The sequence below is a fragment of the Allobosea sp. genome, from assembly GCF_030695125.1.
Taxonomy (GTDB): Bacteria; Pseudomonadota; Alphaproteobacteria; order Rhizobiales; family Beijerinckiaceae; genus Allobosea.
In genome coordinates this window covers 93,251-109,145 of sequence record NZ_JAUYTP010000028.1, presented here as the reverse complement: position 1 = coordinate 109,145, position 15,895 = coordinate 93,251, and the positions used below count along the sequence as shown (strand labels likewise).

Below are 15,895 nucleotides of genomic sequence, written 5' to 3'. Positions count from 1 at the left end.
TGGCCTGCTGCCGGTTTCGTGGACGGTCAGTTAAGCTAATCCCACCTTCATTTCGAACTCGGCCGGGCTGAGATAGCCGATGGCCGAGTGCCTGCGGATCGTGTTGTAGAACCTCTCGACGTAGTCGAACACATCTGCCCTGGCCGCGTCGCGCGTCCGATAGACCTTGGCCCTGATCCGCTCGGTTTTCAGGGAGGAGAAGAAGCTCTCCATGGCGGCGTTGTCCCAGACATTGCCGGACCGGCTCATCGAGCAGGTGACCCCGTTCTCGGCCAGCAGTTCCTGGAAGTGCTGGCTGGTGTATTGGCTGCCCTGATCCGAGTGGTGCAGCAGGGCGTCCGGCTTGCCACGGCGCCAGATCGCCATGATGAGCGCGTCGGTCACGAGCGCTGCCGTCATTTCCGCCTTCATCGACCAGCCGACAACACGCCGTGAGAACAGATCGATCACGGCAGCCACGTAAAGCCAGCCTTCCGCCGTCCAGACATAGGTGAAGTCGGCGATCCAGCGCTGGTTCGGCCGGGTCGCAGTAAACTGACGATCGAGGACGTTGGGCGCGATGACCGAGGTCAGTCGTGCTCCCTCGTCCTTCGGACGGCCACGACGCCGGGGACGCGCCCGCAAGGCCTGCATCCGCATCAGGCGCTCGATCTTGTGCAAGCCGCAAGAGACGCCGTCAGCCAGGACATCACGCCAGACACGGCGAGCGCCATAGGTCCGGTCGCTCGCCTTGAAGCTCGCACAGACCTTGGCGCCAACCACCTCGTCGTCCACGGAGCGCTGGCTCGGCGAGCGCGTCAACCAGGCATGGAACCCGGAGCGGGAGACATCCAGCGCTTCGCAAAGCCATGCCACCGGCCAGATGCTCCGGTGCCTCGCGCTGAAAGCGAACCTCATATTGCTTCCCTCGCGAAGTAGGCTGCGGCCTTTTTTAGGATGTCGCGCTCCGCCTTGAGCTTGACGACCTCACGCCGCAACCGCTCGATCTCGAGCTGCTCGGGCTTCACATGACCAGGTCCGGGAAAGGCCTGCGCCGGATCGGCGGCAAACTCCTTCACCCATTTGCGCAGCACGTTCTCGTGGACATCCAAGTCCCGAGCCGCCTGCGCGACGCTCACACCGCGATCCTTGATCAGGCGAACCGCCTCGATCTTGAACTCACGCCCAAATCGTCTTCGCTGCATCTGCCACCTCCGGCTTCATGAAACACCCAATCTCGGTGTCCACGAAACCGGCAGCAGGCCAGAGTCCGGCGGGCCGAATTGGCACTTGCTCCAGGTGCGAGAATTGCGAAGTGACTGAGGGATGAAGAACGATACGAGACGGACAGCTCTGAAGAGAGAGGCACAGTGTTGCCTCGATTGTCGGTCGAGTTCCGCAATCTGACATCCGACGCCGGCTTCGCTCAGTTCCCAGCAGCAGGGTTCTGTCGACGCGAGCAATTCAGCCCGACCTGTGCAAGCGCGCCAGTTCCGCCAAGAACCTGCCGGAAAACGAGTGGCTCTTTGCCGGTCGGCTAACTTAGCGCAGCGGCTCCCCCTCCCCGCAGGCCGTCCATCGGATTCGCGGGCGGTCCTCGAAAGTCGATAGCAGCGACGACCTATCTGCCCTTGATCGTCGCACGAGGTGATGGGTGCGCTTGGAATAGACGACTGGCGTTGAGGGCGCGAACCGCAGCTGTCAGGCGACCCTGCGAGGGTTTAGAACGTCGCGCAGGTGATCGCCGACCATGTTGATCGCCACCACGGTCGCGAGCAGGGCGAGACCGGGATAGAAGCTGATCCAGAACTTGCCGGACAGCATGTACTGGTAGCCATTGGCGATCAGCATTCCCAGGCTCGGCTCGGTCACCGGAACGCCCAGTCCGAGGAACGACAGGGTCGCCTCCAGTGCGATGGCGCGCGCGATCTGGACGGTTGCGATGACCATCAGGGGCGGCAGGCAATTCGGCAGCAGGTGCCGGAACAGGATCCGCATCGGCCGCGCGCCCATCGCGAGCGCCGCCTCGATGTACTCCTTGCGGCTTTCGATCAGCGCGCTGGCCCGGGCCGTGCGGGCATAGGTTGCCCATTCGACGATCACCAGCGCGAGGACGACATTGGCGATGCCCTTGCCCAGAAAGGCGAGGATCATCAGCGCGATCAGGATCGTCGGAAAGGAGAGCTGCAGATCGACCAGCCGCATCAGCGCTGTCTCGATCCGCCCGCCTGCATAGGCCGCGAACAGGCCCAGCGTGGTGCCGACGGCTGCCGCCAGCAGAGCCGAACAGATGCCGACCGCGAGCGAGATCCGCAGGCCGTAGAGGATGGCCGAGAGCATGTCCCGGCCCTGGTCGTCCGTGCCGAGCCAGTAGGTCATCCCGGTGCCCGAGACGGAGCCCGGCGGCAGCCGTCCCTCCAGGATGTCGAGCTGCATCAGGTCATAGGGGTTCTGCGGCGAGATCCAGGGCGCCAGCAGCGCAGCCAGCGCGATCGCGGCAAAGACGACGAGGCCGCCCATCGCGAGCTTCGACGACGCGAAGGCCCGCATGAAGCGCCGCGCGGGCGTCGCGCGCGGCGGGGGGGCGATCTCCGGTATCGATGCGGGTGCCGTCATTTGCCCAGCCTCACCCGGGGGTCGAGCGCCGTGTAGAGGCAGTCGACCAGCAGATTGATGACCACGAACATCAAGACGATGATCATGAGATAGGCGACGATCATCGGGCGGTCGAGCACGTGGATGCTGTCGATGATCAGCTTGCCCATGCCGGGCCAGGCAAAGATCGTTTCCGTCACCACCGAGAAGGCGATCACCGAGCCGAACTCGAGCCCGATGATGGTGACGACGGGTATCATGATGTTTTTCAGCAGATGCCGAAAGATCACGCTGCTCTCGGGCAGCCCCTTGGCGCGCGCCGTGCGGATGTAATCCTGCGGGATGACCTCGCGGGTCTCGGCCCGCACCAGCCGCATGACCAGCGAGATCTTGAAGAGCGCGAGATTGAGCGCCGGCAGCACCAGATGCTGCAGGCCGTCGAGCGTCAGGAACGACCAGCCGATGCCCAGCAGCTGGCGTGTCTCGCCGCGCCCCCCCGAAGGCAGCCAGCCGAGCTGCACCGCAAAGACCATGATCAGCAGCAGGCCGACCCAGAAGCCCGGCAGCGAGAAGCCCAGGATCGAGCCGGTCATGATCACGCGCGCCATCGGCGCATTCGGCTTCAGTCCGGCATAGAGGCCGAGCGGGATGCCGATGACGGTCGACAGGAGCATGGCGCAGAGGGCGAGTTCGAGCGTCGCCGGCATGCGCTGGAGAATGACCTTCAGGGCCGGCTCGTTGTAGACGAAGCTCCGGCCGAGATCGCCATGAAGGGCACCGTGCAGGAACGACAGGTACTGCGCCCAGAGCGGACGATCGAGACCAAACGCCGCGATCGCCCGCAACCGCTCCGCCTGGTCGGCATCGGGGGAGATCAGCACCTCGACGGGATCGCCGATGACGCTGACGCCGATGAACACGATCAGCGTCATCGCCAGCATGACGAAGACGGCCTGGAGCAGTCGCTGAAGGAACCAGCCGGTCATGGCGTCCCGCTACCTCCCGATCTTGTAGCCGGAGGCTTCCAGGTCGAAGCTCTCGCCGACGCTCCGGCTCAGGTCGCTCTTCTTGATCCGTTGCGTGGGGGTTTTCGGGAATTCCTCGATCGCCTCGATATAGCGCGGAATCTGGAAATACGGCATCCGCGACTCGCACCAGCGGATCAGGTCGAGCGGTGCAGGCTCGCGCCCTGGCGTCGCACGAATGAAGAGCTTCAGGTCGTCGTCGCCCATCTCGCTGGGCACGCCGATCAACGCGCATTCCTCGATGTCGTCATGGGTCAGGACGATGCGCTCCACCTCCCAGGCCGAGATGTTGACGCCGCGCCGCCGGACGCTGTCCTTCTTGCGCCCGGAGTAGAAAAGGAAGCCGTCCTCGTCCTTGCGGGCGAGGTCGCCGGTCGAAAACCAGCCGTCCTTGACCAGAGCGGCGCCAGCCTCCTCCATGCGGAAATAGCCCTTGAACGCCAGGCCGGGCTCCAGCGGACGCACGACGATCTCGCCCGGCTCGCCCACCCCGACCTCGACGCCCTCATCGTCCAGCAGACGCACCTCGTAGAACGGCAGCGGGCGACCGCAGGAGCCCAGCCGCCCTTCGGGGTTGATGGTTACGAAGGTCGTCATCTCCGACAGGCCGTAGCCCTCATAGAGAGAGACCCCGAAGCGCTCCTCGAAGGCGCGCCAGACGTCCAGCGGGCAGCCGCCGCCCCAGGCCATGCGGACCTTATGGTCGCGGTCGCGCGGGCTTGCGGGCTGCTTGAGTAGCAGCGGCAGGACGCCGCCGAGATAGTGGATATGCGTCACCTCGAAGCGGCGGACCTGATCCCAGAACTGCGAGGCGCTGAACTTGTCGACCATGGCCAGCGTGATCGGCTCCATCAGCGCCGCGATCAGCACCGCGACGCCAGCGCCATGATGCAGCGGCTCCCAGAGCAGGAAGACGTCGCCGGCAGTCGCCCCCGTCAGCGCCAGCGTCCCCATCGGTCCGGCACGAAGGCTGCGATCGGTCTTGAGGACGCCCTTGGGCTCGCCAGTGGTGCCGGAGCTCGGCGTGATCGCGATGATGTCGTCCGCCTCGACGATTATCGGCGGCGGCAGCGGGCTGCCGGCCTCGACCAGTGCCGACAGGCTCCCTGCCCCATCGCGACCCCGCCAAAACACTGACAATCCGGGCGACCTCTCGACGATCGGCGCCAGCGCTTCGGCATAGGCCTCGTCGGCGATCAGGGCATGCGGTTCGAAGCGATCGAAAACGAAGTCGAGCGCCGCGGCCTTGAGATGAACATTGACCGGAATGCGGACGAGGCCCGCCTTGGCCAGGGCGAAGATGACGACCACGTGGTCGGGGTGGCTCGGCAGCATCACCGCGACGCGGTCGCCCTTCTGGAGCCCCGACGCCAGCAACGCATTCGCCACACGGTTGATGCGCTCGTCGAGCTGGCCGATGGTCCAGCTCTCATTCTCGAAACGGCAATAGACATGCCCCGGGTCCCGGGCCGCGCGCGCATTCCAGAGCTGTGCGATCGTGATGGCGTTGGTCTGCATGAGGCGGTCCGTGCTGACGGGCGGGTCGCGAGCAGATGCTCGCTCGCCGATATCGATATACAATAACAATAATTGGATTTTGATAGTGGATTGCGATCCTGTCAAGCGGCGGGGCTGATCGCCCGTTGACAGCCTGCACGGCCATTTATAATAAATGTTATTATATTGCAATATCAACTGAGCGGAGCGCATGGCCGATATCGAACTCGATCGCCGCGAGGGAGTCGCCATCGTGGCGATCAATCGTCCCGCCAAGCGCAATGCCCTGAACGCCGCCGCGTGGCAGGCCCTGGGCGACAGCTTTACCGCGCTGAGATCCGATCCCGCGATCCGCGCCATCATCCTGACCGGCCGCGGCGGAGCCTTCTGCGCCGGCGACGAGATCGGCGCCTTTGCAGCCGTTCGTGACGATCCGCCGGCCCGACAGGCCTATTGGGATTCGATCATGGCCTGCTATGCCGCCGTCTCGGCCTCGCTGGTCCCGGTCATTGCCGCCGTCAGCGGGCCGTGCGTCGGTGGTGGCTGCACGCTGGCGCTGCGGGCTGATTTCCGGATCGCGGACGCGACGGCGCGATTCGGCGTGCCGCCAGCCAAGCTCGGCCTGGTCTATCCGGCCGACAGCACGCAATTGCTGGTCGCGACGGCCGGCATCACCATGGCCAGACGCATGCTCTACACCGGTGAACTCATCGACGCGGGCTCGGCTCAGCACTGTGGCCTGGTCTCGGAGGTGGTCGAGGGCGACGTCGTCGAGGCGGCCCTGCGCATGGCGCAACCGATCATCGCCAACGCTCCCATTTCGATCCGGGCGTCCAAGCTCGCCTGCGATGCGCTGCTGCAGGGCCGCCTCGCCGACGTGGCCGGAGAGATCGCCGCGCTGTCTGATCTGGCCGACCGCAGCGACGACTATCGCGAAGGCTCGCGCGCCTTCGCCGAGAAGCGCAAACCCGTCTTCACCGGCCGCTAGCGCCGATATCAGCAGGACGACACGATGGCCGTCATCACCGTGCCCGACGATGCGAACGTCTACGCCGCCCTGATCGGCGGCGCGCGCGATCCGAAGCGCATCTTCATGGAGAACGCGGATGGTCGCGTTGTCCGTTATGGGGATGTGCCCGGCATCACCGCACGCTACGCCGATCTGCTGGCGAGCGAAGGGGTTGCAAAGGGCGATTTCGTCGCAGGCATTCTCGAGAAGTCGCCCGAAGCGGTTCTGCTCTACCTCGCCGTCTGCCGCCTCGGCGCCGTCTACGTCCCCGTGCACATCGGCCTGACCGATAGTGAGGTCAGTCAGATCCTCGGCGACGCGCGGCCCAAACTCGTCATCTGCGATCCGAGCCGGCACGCTGTCGCAAGTGGCGCGGGCTGTTGCGTCCTGACGCTCGATTCCGGCGGAGCAGGCACCCTCGCCGAACGCAGTGCGACGATGCCCGGCGGGAGCCCGCTCCAGACGGTCGCGCCATCCGACCCGAACGCGATGGTTTACACCTCCGGCACGACCGGGCGGCCCAAGGGCGCCCTGCTCTCGGCTGGAGCCGTGATTTGGAATGCGCGCGCTCTGGCGTCCTGCTGGGGGATCACCGAGGCCGACACGCTGCTGCACGCCAACCCGATGGCCTATGGGCTGTTCGGGACGACGACGCCTGCGCTGGCGGGCGGAGCGTCGATGATCCTGCTGCCGAAATTCGAGACCGAGAGCGTGCTGACCCAGCTTCCGCGCGCGACGATCTTTGCAGGCGTACCGACCTATTACAGCCGGCTGATGGCCGATCCCCGGTTCAACCAAGGCCTGTGCAGCGCGATGCGGCTGTTCGTGACGGGCTCGGCCCCGATGCGTCCCGACGCGTTCGAGGCGTTCGCGGCGCGAACCGGTCATCGCCTGCTCGACCGCTATGGCCTCACCGAAGTCCTGATCGCGACGTCGAACCGGCTCGACGACGTTCGCCAGCCCGACAGCTCAGGGCTGCCGCTGCCGGGATTGGAGATCCGCATCGTCGACGAGCAGGGCGGGGTCGTGCCGGCGGGGACCGTCGGCATGATCGAACTGCGCCAGCCCTATCCGTTCCTCGGCTACTGGCAGGATCCCGCCAAGACCGCCGCATCTTTCCGCGACGGCTGGTTCCGCACCGGCGATTTCGGGCGCCGGGACGTGGAGGGTTACGTCAGCGTGCTCGGGCGTGGCGCCGACCTGATCATCTCGGGCGGGCTCAACGTCTATCCCAAGGAGGTCGAGGCGGCCGTCAATGCGCTGGACGGCGTGGCCGAATGCGCCGTGATCGGCATCCCCCATGTGGACTTTGGTGAAGCCGTCATGGCCGTCGTTCAGCTGACGCCTGCGGCTGCGGATTTCGATCCGCGCGCCGCGATCGATACTCTCAAGCGCTCGCTGGCTGGATACAAGGTGCCCAAGCGGATCGAGGTCATCTCCGAAATGCCGCGCAACACCTTGGGAAAGATACAGAAAAATCTCCTCAAACAGCGTTTCGAGAATCAGTTCCGGGGCTGACTGACCGGGTTTGAGACGCAGCGCAAAAATGGTAACGCTGCGCCCCATCGACAGGAAAGCAAGAAGGCGCAATGCCGGACGCAACGACGAACGCAAGCCCGGGCCTGCCGCCGCAGAATGCCGGCCCCATGGTCGGGGAGATCGACGAACGTCTGTTCGTCGCCTCGGTCGGTAAGGCAATGAAGGTCTTGGAGACCTTCGACAAGACGACGGCAAGCCTGAGCCTGTCCGACATCGCGATCCGCACCGGGCTCGGCCGCAGCGCCTCGCAGCGCTTCATCTACACGCTCGAACGGCTCGGCTATCTCGACCGGGACGACCAGACCAAGCGCTACACCCTGGCCAAGAAGGTCTTCCGCTTCGCCCAAAGCGTCGTCTCGTCCAACACCGCGCTGGATGCCGCCTACCCGGCCATGCGCGAACTGGCCGAGCGCACGCGCGAGACGATCTCCTGGGTCGAGGTCGATCGCGCCGACATCGTCATCATCGCCACCATCGCGAGCACCCACATCTCCTCGATCAACCTGCCGGTCGGCACCCGATTCCCGGCGCTGTCCTCGTCTTCCGGTCAGGTCCTGCTCGGGCATTCCGCACCAGCCCATATCGAAAAGGTCTGGAACGCCTCGCATGAATCGGTCCCCGGTCGCACGCGGGCGAAGGACGCCGCCGAGATGATGCGCATTCTCGAAGCGGTCAAAGCCGAGGGTTTCGCCGTCACCGAGAAAAGCATGGAGCAGGGGTCGATCTCGGTCTCGGCCGCCGTGCATGACCGAGCCGGCCGTGCGGTCGGCGCGATCAATCTGTCGACGCTGACGACCCGCTATGAGCGCCCGGCGGCGATCCGGGATCTGGCGCCGCTGGTTATCGCCGCCGCCGCACGCGCAACCGAGACACTCAGCGCCTGATCATTGCTCACCGATGCCTGACGGGCGAGCCGCCGCGGCTCCCCTCGCCTGCGCACGCCCGTTCATCGCAGTCACGGCCGCAGGACGCAGACACGCTGCAGCCCCCGCACGGTCGCGAGCCTTGACAGCCAAAAGAAATTGTCTTCAAATATTAGTTATTACAATACAATAAAACAGGGGATGATCATGGCTTCTTTGCTGACGACCCGCCTGCGTATGTCGCTTCTGCTCGGTGCGGCGGCTTTCACGATGAGCCTGAACGCGGCCCATGCGGAAAAACTGACCATCGGGCTGGGCGGATCGGTCAATTCGCTCGACCCGCATTTCTATTCCACGACGCCCAACAATCTCGTCGCCTTCCACATGTTCGATCGGCTGGTCGATCGCGCGGCCGACGGTAAGCTGGCGCCGGGGCTGGCGACCGCGTGGCGCTCCGTGTCGCCGACTGTCTGGGAATTCACCCTGCGCGAGGGCGTGACCTGGCATGACGGCAAGCCCTTCACGGCCGACGATGTCGCCTTCACGCTGAAGCGGGCGCTCGATGTGCCCAACAATCTCGGCGGGTTCGCCGGCATCATCCGGCCGATCACCGGCGTCGAGGTCACAGGCCCGCATCTGATCCGCCTGACGACCACCACGCCGATCCCGAACCTGCCGAGCGACCTGACGCGCCTGGCCATCGTCTCGCGCCATGCAGGCCAGGATGCGACCACGGCCGACTACAACAGCGGCAAGGCGGCCATCGGGACGGGCCCCTTCAAGTTCTCGGGCTATACGCCGGGCGAGCGCATCGAGTTCGTCCGCAACGACAGCTGGTGGGGCAAGAAGAGCGACTGGACGAGCGTAACGCTGCGGCTGATCCCGAACGTCGCCGTCCGGACCGCGGCTCTGCTCGCGGGCGACATCGACGTGATCGACTCGCCCTCCGCCAGCGATCTGCCGCGCCTGCAGGCGTCGGACAAGGTCAAGGTCGCGGAGGTGGCCGGCATGCGGGTCAACTACGTCGTGCCGATGATCCAGCCGGCGCCGGATGCGCCTGCGATCCTCGACAAGAAGGGGGCGAAGATCGAGCCGTCGCCGCTGACGAACCAGAAGGTCCGCGAGGCGCTCTCGCTGGCGATCAACCGCGTCGGTATCGCCGACCGCGTCGTGCTGGGCACCGCGACCCCGACCGGCCAGTGGCTGCCGGCAGGCATCCTCGGGCATGACTCCAAGACTCCGGTGCCGGCCTACGACATGCAGAAGGCCAAGAAGCTCCTGACCGAGGCCGGCTTTCCGGACGGCTTCAAGCTGACGCTGTCCACGGCCAATGACCGGACGCCCTACAGCGTCGAGGTCGCCCAAGCGCTGGCGCAGATGTGGAGCCGCATCGGCGTCGAGGTCGCTATCGATGCGATGCCCTTCAGCGTCTACTCCTCGCGCGGCGCCAAGAGCCAGTTCGCAGCCTATCTCGGAAGCTGGAGCAACAACTCCATGGAGGGAACGGGCCTGCTGCGCGACCTGCTGGCGACCCGCAGCCAGGCGACCGGCTGGGGCCTGTACAACTGGGCCCAGTATTCCAATCCCGCGCTCGATGCCCTGACGGCGGCGGCGATCGGCGAGGTCGACGAGGCCAAGCGCGAGAAGCTGGTGCTGGATGCCGTCAAGCTCGTCTCCGGCGACGTCTCGATCATCCCGCTCTATCACTTCAAGAACATCTGGGCGACGCGCGGCACGCTGCGCTACGATCCCCGGATCGACGAACTGACGCTGGCGACGGACGTCCATCGCACGGCCAAATGACAGCCGAAACGGCCGTTGACGACGGTGTCAACGGCCTTTGCTCCTTGAGACGAAGGATCCGGTTCGCGGTCTGCGGTCTGCTCGTCTCGCGACGCGCGCTGCCGGAATGCCGATCGTCGCTCAGGGCGTCGCGATCAGCCGATCGCGCAATTGCTGCAGGTCATCGCAAACAGCCTCGAGATCGCCGACGGCAAATCCGTTTTCGAGCGCCGGATGCTGGGCCACGAGACGGTCGCGCAGGATCCCGGTAAAACGCACCAGGCCGTCCTGGCCAATGGTCATGCCGCTTTGCGTCTCGAACGATGCGTTCCAGGCGATGGCCTCGGCCTCGCCGAGCCCCGGCGGCAGGTCAAGCGCGAGCTCACCTTGCGAAAGCCGTACCGGGTACCCGCCCGGCAGGCCGTTGGGGCCCGGCACATGGCCCGACCAGTCCCGGCCGGCGGCCATGGCGAGCAGCATCGGCACGCCGCTCGCGCCGGAGATCTCGATGACCGGCTCGGGCGTCAGCTGGATGTCGGCGAAACGGTCAAAGACGTCCTCGACCTCAACGCCGTCGATCCAGACGCGCGGCGCCCGGCCCGATCGCAGCTCCGGCGGCTGACGCCAGGCGGCCAGATTCTGGTAATGCGCGAGAACCTTGATGGCGGCTCCGCGCGGGACGCTGGCCGAGCCCGCGAAGACATTCGACAGGATCGCGACATTGCCCATGCCGCAGGCGACCCGATAGCCCTGCGCCGTGATCAGCCCATTGACGACATCGGGAAAGCTGCAGTTGATCAAGGTCACGGGCTGGCTGCGCCGCGCGATCGCAGCCGCGACGCGCGAGCTGATCAGCGCCTGGAACACGGCCGTTGCACTCAGCCCCCCCTCCGCCACCAGCCGCGTCCAGGCGTTGCCTGTCTGGGCGATGATCTGGGAGGTCTGGATCGAAGCCGCCTGCACGAGGATGCCCGGATTGGTCGCGGCGAGCAGTTGGTCGGACGCATCAGGCGCAAGGAGATCCACCGCATGGGCGGTGAAGCGCGCCTTGCTGCCGAACATGGCGGCCCGGGCGTTCGCCGCCGTGCGTAGCCAATTCAGCCGGCTGCGGTTTCGCCCGGCGATGACGACCTCGACCGGCTCGGTTGCCACGGCGGCGATGTCGAAGGCGATGCGGGCGGCAAAGGAACCGGTGCCCGAAATCAGGATGTCGCAGGAGCTCATGTCAGCGGGACCATCGCCAGTGCCGCGCGGTCCCAGGCGTCATCGAGCCGGGGCGAGAGCTTGTGCTTCATGATGCGCTGGCTGGCCGTGCGCTCGAACTCGTCGACGAAGGCGATGTAGCGCGGGTTCTGGTAGGGCGCGAGGCGGGCTGCGAGCCAGTCCGAGAGCGCCGCCTCGTCGATCCTGGCGCCCGCGCGCGGCTTGACGAAGAGCTTGATGTCCTGCTCGCCGACATCCGACGCGACGCCGATCATGGCGCAGTCCTCGATGTCCTCGTGCTCGGCCGCGACATGCTCGACCTCCCAGGCCGAGACGTTCTCGCCCTTGCAGCGAACGCTGTCGGTCATGCGGCCGTGGAAGAAGAGGTTGCCGGCCTCGTCCCAGGAGCCGAGATCGCCGGTGTGGAGCGCGCCGCCGCGCAGCGCCTTGGCGGTCGCCTCGGGATTGTCGAGATAGCCGGGGAAGATCGCGCCGGGGATATCGGTCTCGACCACGATCTCGCCGCGCTCGGCCGTCGCGACCGGCGTACCGTCCGTCCGCAGCAGCCTGACCGTGAACCACGGCATCGGCTTGCCTACAGATCCGACGACGCCGTTGTCGTTGCAGGTGGTGATGCTGGAGGCTTCCGTCATGCCGTAGCATTCGCGGATTTCGATGCCGAACCGATCGCGAAACAGCGGCCAGATGTCGGCCGGGCAGCCGCCGCCCCAGGAAATCCGAACGCCATGACTGCGGTCGAGCAGGCTCTCGGGCTGCTTCAGCAGGATCTGCAGGATGCCGCCGAGATGGTGGATATGGGTCGCGCCCTCGGCCTTGACCTGGCTCCAGAAGCGGCTGGCGCTGAAGCGGTCGACCATGGCGAGCGTCACGTCGCGGATCATCGGCAGCGGCAGCAGCTGCGCCCCGCCGATGTGATAGAGCGGCTCCCAGACGAAGAAGACCTCGCCGGGCTTCGCGGCCGAGACGCGCCCGACGCCCTCGGCAGCCAGCCGCAACATGCGGTGCGAGACGACCACGCCCTTGGGCCGTCCCGTCGTGCCGGAGGTGTACATGATCGCGAAGACGTCGTCGGGCGCGGGCGCGGGCTCCGCGAATGCAACCGGCTCGGCCAGAATGCGGTCGAGTTCGGGGCCCCGGCGCAGCAGCGGCGGCGCGCCAGCCCCCGCCAGCGCCTCCGTAACCAGCGTCGCGAGATCCTCGTCCGCAACGACGAGCTTCGGTTGCGAATGGGTCAGCAGATAGCGCAGCCCCTCGCCGCGCTGCTGGGCGTTCACCGGAACCCAGGCCACCCCCGCCCGCGCCAGGCCGAAGACGACGGCGATGGCCGCGACGGAATTGCGCATCATCACCGCGACGCGGTCTCCCGGCTGCAGGCCCCGCGCCCGCAGATGCGCGGCGAAGGCCGAGGAACTGCGCTCGATCTCGCCATAGGTGACGGGCTCGCCGCAATAGCGGGCGTAGATCTTTTCGGGGTCGCGGGCGGCGCACCGCGTCAGGAGATCGACAAAGCCGGCATCGTCGGTGGGAGTCATGGTCGGTCGTTCGGTTCGCGCGATGTCAGGAGGCGGAAGAGGACGAGGAGCGGAAGCGTTCGGCCAGCAGCAGCATCACCGTCACCACGACGAAGACGACCACGGACACCGCCGCAAGCGTCGGGTTGAGCTGGAGGATCATGTCGTCCCACATCTGCTTGGGCAATGTCGTCTTGACGCCGCCGCTGATGAAGATCGCGATGGTCAGCTCGTCGAAGGAGGTGATGAAGGCGAACAGGAAGGCCGCGACGAGACCGCCCTTGACGAGGGGGATGGTGACGCCGGTCAGCGTCTTCAGCCGGTTGGCCCCCAGCGTCGCCGCTGCCTGGTCGAGCCTCTGGTCGTAGCCCTTGAGGACGGCTGCCATGGTGACCAGCGTGAAGGGGATGGCGAGCACGGTGTGGCCGATGATCAGGCCGAGATCGGTCGCCACCAGCCCGATGCGGGCGAACAGGTAGAAAAGCCCCACCGCGATCACGATGCGCGGCACGATCATCGGCGCGAGGAAGAAGGCGAAGATCAGCCCGCTCCAGCGCGTGCGGCTGTTGGCCAGCGCCAGCGCGGTGAAGCCGCCGATGGCGGTCGCCGCGATGGCCGTCGCGAAGGCGACCAGGAAGGAGCGGATCGTCGCCTGGATCCAGAGCGGGGATTCGAAATAGGTCCGGAACCAGGTCAGCCCATAGCCGGGCGGCGGGAATTCGAGGAATTGCGAGGAGGTGAAGGCCAGCGGGATGACCAGCAGCGTCGGCAGCACGAGGAAACCGATCACGAGCCAGGCGAAGGCCGGCAGGATGAGCCCGCTGCCGCGCCGCCCGAGCAGGGTCTGCGCGAGACGCGACAGGGTGCCTGCGATGCGGGCAAGCACGGCGAGAATAGCCAGGCCGAGATCGCGGATCCGCCCCGTGCCGACCTGCGCCGCGCCGCCGGCGATGGTCGAGATTCCGAAAACCCGATCATAGACCCAGCAGGAGATCAGCGCCGCCGCCAGCATCATCGCGGCGAGCGCACCCGCGAAGGGCCAGTTCAGCAATTCCTGCACCTGCGTGATGATCAACTGCGCCAGCATCGTCTCGCGACGCCCGCCAAGGAAGGCGGGCACGATGAAGAAGCCCAGCGAGGAGATGAAGACCAGCAGCCCCGCCGCTGCGACGCCGGGCAAAGACAGCTTGAAATAGACCAGCCAGAAGGCATGCGCCGGCGAGGCGCCGAGCGTCTGCGCCGCCTGGACGAGCCGTCGGTCGATGCCCGCCATGACCGGTAGCATCGTCATCACCGCCAGCGGCACCATGGCGTGGACCATGCCGACCATGACGCCGAATTCGTTGTGCAGCAGCGGCAGCGGCTGATCGACGACACCGGAGCCCATCGCCAGCGAATTGATGATGCCACTGCGGCCGAGCACGATCATCCAGGCGAAGGTCTTGACGAGGTAGCTCGTCCAGAACGGCACCATGACGAAGAGCAGCATGCGGCCGCGATACATGTCGGGCAGGCGCGACAGCCAATAGGCCAGTGGATAGCCGATCAGCAGCGAATACAGGGCGGTATAGCCGGCGATGCGGAAGGTGATTCCGAGCACGCGCAGATAGACGTCGGTCGCGGCGATCCGCTGATAGGTGGCGATCGAGGGCTTGCCGCTGTCGGGATCGAACAGGCTCAGGCCTAAAAGCTGCGCCACCGGCCAGACGAAGAAGACGGCCAAAAACAGCAGGCCGGGCACGGCGAGCCAGAGCGCACCGAAGCGGAAGGCACGCGTCTCCCGCGCTTGGGAAGGAGCCGCGACGGCGCTCATGCGACGAGCACCGCGCGGTCGCGGGCCCAGCCGGCGACGATCTGCTCCTGAAGGCCGGGCACGGTATCGTCGGGGCCGAGTCGCAGGACCAGTTGGCCGCCATCGGCCAGCGTTGCGATGATGCGGGTTTCGGAGCCGGCATAGACGATTTCGCTGACGCGGCCGGTGACGGCGTTCCCGTCGGGCGCGCCGATCTTCAGATGCTCGGGTCGGATCACGAGCGCGGGCTCCGCGCCTGGGCTCGCGGCATTCTGCGGGAGCGCGAAGCGGCCATGGGCCGTCTCGAGCGAGCCATTGCCGTCCCAGCGGCCGCGGAAGATGTTGGAGATGCCGATGAAGTCGGCGGCGAAGGCGGTCCGGGGCCGCTCATAGATCTCGCGCGGCGTGCCGAGCTGTTCGATCCTGGCGTGGTTCATCAGGCAGATCCGGTCGGAGAGCGCCAGCGCCTCCTCCTGATCATGCGTGACGTAGACGATGGTGGCGCCGCTCTCGCGGTGCAGCCGCTTGATCTCGATCTGCATGTGCTCGCGCAGCTTCTTGTCGAGCGCGCCGAGCGGTTCGTCCATCAGGATGATCGAGGGCTGGTAGACGAAGCAGCGGGCGAGCGCGACGCGCTGTTGCTGGCCGCCGGAGAGTTCGCGCGGGAAGCGTTTCGCCAGCTGGCCGAGATGGACCATGGCGAGTGCGGCCTCGACGCGCTGACCGATCTCGGCCGAGGGCCGCCTGCGCATTTTCAAGGGAAAGGCGATGTTCTCGGCGACGGTCAGATGCGGGAACAACGCATAGTGCTGGAAGACGAGGCCGATGTCGCGCTGGTGGACCGGCATGTGCGACTGGTCGCGCCCATCGATCACCACCCTGCCCTCGCTCGCCTCGACCAGACCGCAGATCAGCTGAAGCAAGGTTGTCTTGCCGGAGCCCGAAGGCCCCAGCAAGGTGAGGAACTCGCCCTCGGCGACGCTGAGCGAGCTCGGCTCGAGGGCCGTGGTCGCGCCATAGCGCTTGCACAGCCCTTCGATGACCAGCTTGCTCTTCGTCGCCGCGGCGGCGGGCATGTC

At 66.3% G+C, this 15,895-nt stretch carries 12 protein-coding genes; 4 read left to right on the top strand and 8 right to left on the bottom strand.

What is annotated here, in order from left to right; all coding sequences use genetic code 11:
* Positions 1–30: 30 nt before the first annotated feature.
* From Q8S38_RS08385 to Q8S38_RS08370, 4 genes are all read right to left on the bottom strand, one after another.
* A protein-coding gene (locus Q8S38_RS08385) for an IS3 family transposase (protein ID WP_305679966.1) occupies positions 31–1,184 on the bottom strand; the annotation gives its coding sequence in 2 pieces (ribosomal slippage) (positions 31–935 and positions 935–1,184; 1,155 coding nt in all).
* 496 nt (positions 1,185–1,680) lie between these two features.
* Positions 1,681–2,595: an ABC transporter permease gene (locus Q8S38_RS08380; protein WP_305679965.1), complete on the bottom strand. Its 915-nt coding sequence runs from the start codon at positions 2,593–2,595 to the stop codon at positions 1,681–1,683.
* Positions 2,592–3,560, bottom strand: coding sequence for an ABC transporter permease (locus Q8S38_RS08375; RefSeq protein WP_305679964.1), 969 nt, complete (start codon positions 3,558–3,560; stop codon positions 2,592–2,594). Before Q8S38_RS08375 ends, Q8S38_RS08380 begins: the two co-directional genes overlap by 4 nt.
* A 9-nt stretch (positions 3,561–3,569) precedes the next feature.
* On the bottom strand, positions 3,570–5,117 hold the full coding sequence (locus Q8S38_RS08370) for an AMP-binding protein (RefSeq protein WP_305679963.1): 1,548 nt from the start codon (positions 5,115–5,117) through the stop codon (positions 3,570–3,572).
* Positions 5,118–5,307: 190 nt separating this feature from the next.
* On the opposite strand from Q8S38_RS08370, the gene Q8S38_RS08365 reads away from it, so the two are divergent.
* From Q8S38_RS08365 to Q8S38_RS08350, 4 genes are all read left to right on the top strand, one after another.
* Entirely contained in the window at positions 5,308–6,084 is a 777-nt protein-coding gene (locus Q8S38_RS08365; RefSeq protein WP_305679962.1) for an enoyl-CoA hydratase/isomerase family protein, read from the top strand.
* A gap of 24 nt (positions 6,085–6,108) precedes the next feature.
* Entirely contained in the window at positions 6,109–7,623 is a 1,515-nt protein-coding gene (locus Q8S38_RS08360) for an AMP-binding protein (RefSeq protein WP_305679961.1), read from the top strand.
* A gap of 71 nt (positions 7,624–7,694) precedes the next feature.
* The gene (locus Q8S38_RS08355; RefSeq protein WP_305679960.1) at positions 7,695–8,528 is read left to right on the top strand and encodes an IclR family transcriptional regulator; all 834 of its coding nucleotides are present in this window, start codon (positions 7,695–7,697) and stop codon (positions 8,526–8,528) included.
* A gap of 186 nt (positions 8,529–8,714) precedes the next feature.
* Positions 8,715–10,310, top strand: a complete 1,596-nt coding sequence (locus Q8S38_RS08350) for an ABC transporter substrate-binding protein (protein ID WP_305679959.1) — start codon at positions 8,715–8,717, stop codon at positions 10,308–10,310.
* Between the two features lie 120 nt (positions 10,311–10,430).
* Here the strand turns inward: Q8S38_RS08350 and Q8S38_RS08345 are convergent, their stop codons facing one another.
* From Q8S38_RS08345 to Q8S38_RS08330, 4 genes are read right to left on the bottom strand one after another with little or no spacing between them, the layout of a single operon-like run.
* Complete coding sequence (locus Q8S38_RS08345; RefSeq protein ID WP_305679958.1) at positions 10,431–11,513, bottom strand: hypothetical protein; 1,083 nt, start codon at positions 11,511–11,513, stop codon at positions 10,431–10,433.
* A complete protein-coding gene (locus tag Q8S38_RS08340; protein WP_305679957.1) occupies positions 11,510–13,045 on the bottom strand; it encodes a class I adenylate-forming enzyme family protein in 1,536 nt (511 codons plus the stop codon). Before Q8S38_RS08340 ends, Q8S38_RS08345 begins: the two co-directional genes overlap by 4 nt.
* 25 nt (positions 13,046–13,070) lie before the next feature.
* Positions 13,071–14,837 (bottom strand): ABC transporter permease subunit, encoded by a 1,767-nt coding sequence (locus Q8S38_RS08335; protein WP_305679956.1) that lies wholly within the window; start codon positions 14,835–14,837, stop codon positions 13,071–13,073.
* A complete protein-coding gene (locus Q8S38_RS08330; protein WP_305679955.1) occupies positions 14,834–15,892 on the bottom strand; it encodes an ABC transporter ATP-binding protein in 1,059 nt (352 codons plus the stop codon). The genes Q8S38_RS08335 and Q8S38_RS08330 overlap by 4 nt, the downstream gene beginning before the upstream one ends.
* Positions 15,893–15,895: the final 3 nt, after the last annotated feature.

Coding starts and splice junctions, on each gene's coding strand:
- Q8S38_RS08380 (WP_305679965.1), bottom strand. CDS start 2,595: ATGACGGCACCCGCATCGATACCGGAGATCGCCCCCCCGCCGCGCGCG.
- Q8S38_RS08375 (WP_305679964.1), bottom strand. CDS start 3,560: ATGACCGGCTGGTTCCTTCAGCGACTGCTCCAGGCCGTCTTCGTCATG.
- Q8S38_RS08370 (WP_305679963.1), bottom strand. CDS start 5,117: ATGCAGACCAACGCCATCACGATCGCACAGCTCTGGAATGCGCGCGCG.
- Q8S38_RS08365 (WP_305679962.1), top strand. CDS start 5,308: ATGGCCGATATCGAACTCGATCGCCGCGAGGGAGTCGCCATCGTGGCG.
- Q8S38_RS08360 (WP_305679961.1), top strand. CDS start 6,109: ATGGCCGTCATCACCGTGCCCGACGATGCGAACGTCTACGCCGCCCTG.
- Q8S38_RS08355 (WP_305679960.1), top strand. CDS start 7,695: ATGCCGGACGCAACGACGAACGCAAGCCCGGGCCTGCCGCCGCAGAAT.
- Q8S38_RS08350 (WP_305679959.1), top strand. CDS start 8,715: ATGGCTTCTTTGCTGACGACCCGCCTGCGTATGTCGCTTCTGCTCGGT.
- Q8S38_RS08345 (WP_305679958.1), bottom strand. CDS start 11,513: ATGAGCTCCTGCGACATCCTGATTTCGGGCACCGGTTCCTTTGCCGCC.
- Q8S38_RS08340 (WP_305679957.1), bottom strand. CDS start 13,045: ATGACTCCCACCGACGATGCCGGCTTTGTCGATCTCCTGACGCGGTGC.
- Q8S38_RS08335 (WP_305679956.1), bottom strand. CDS start 14,837: ATGAGCGCCGTCGCGGCTCCTTCCCAAGCGCGGGAGACGCGTGCCTTC.
- Q8S38_RS08330 (WP_305679955.1), bottom strand. CDS start 15,892: ATGCCCGCCGCCGCGGCGACGAAGAGCAAGCTGGTCATCGAAGGGCTG.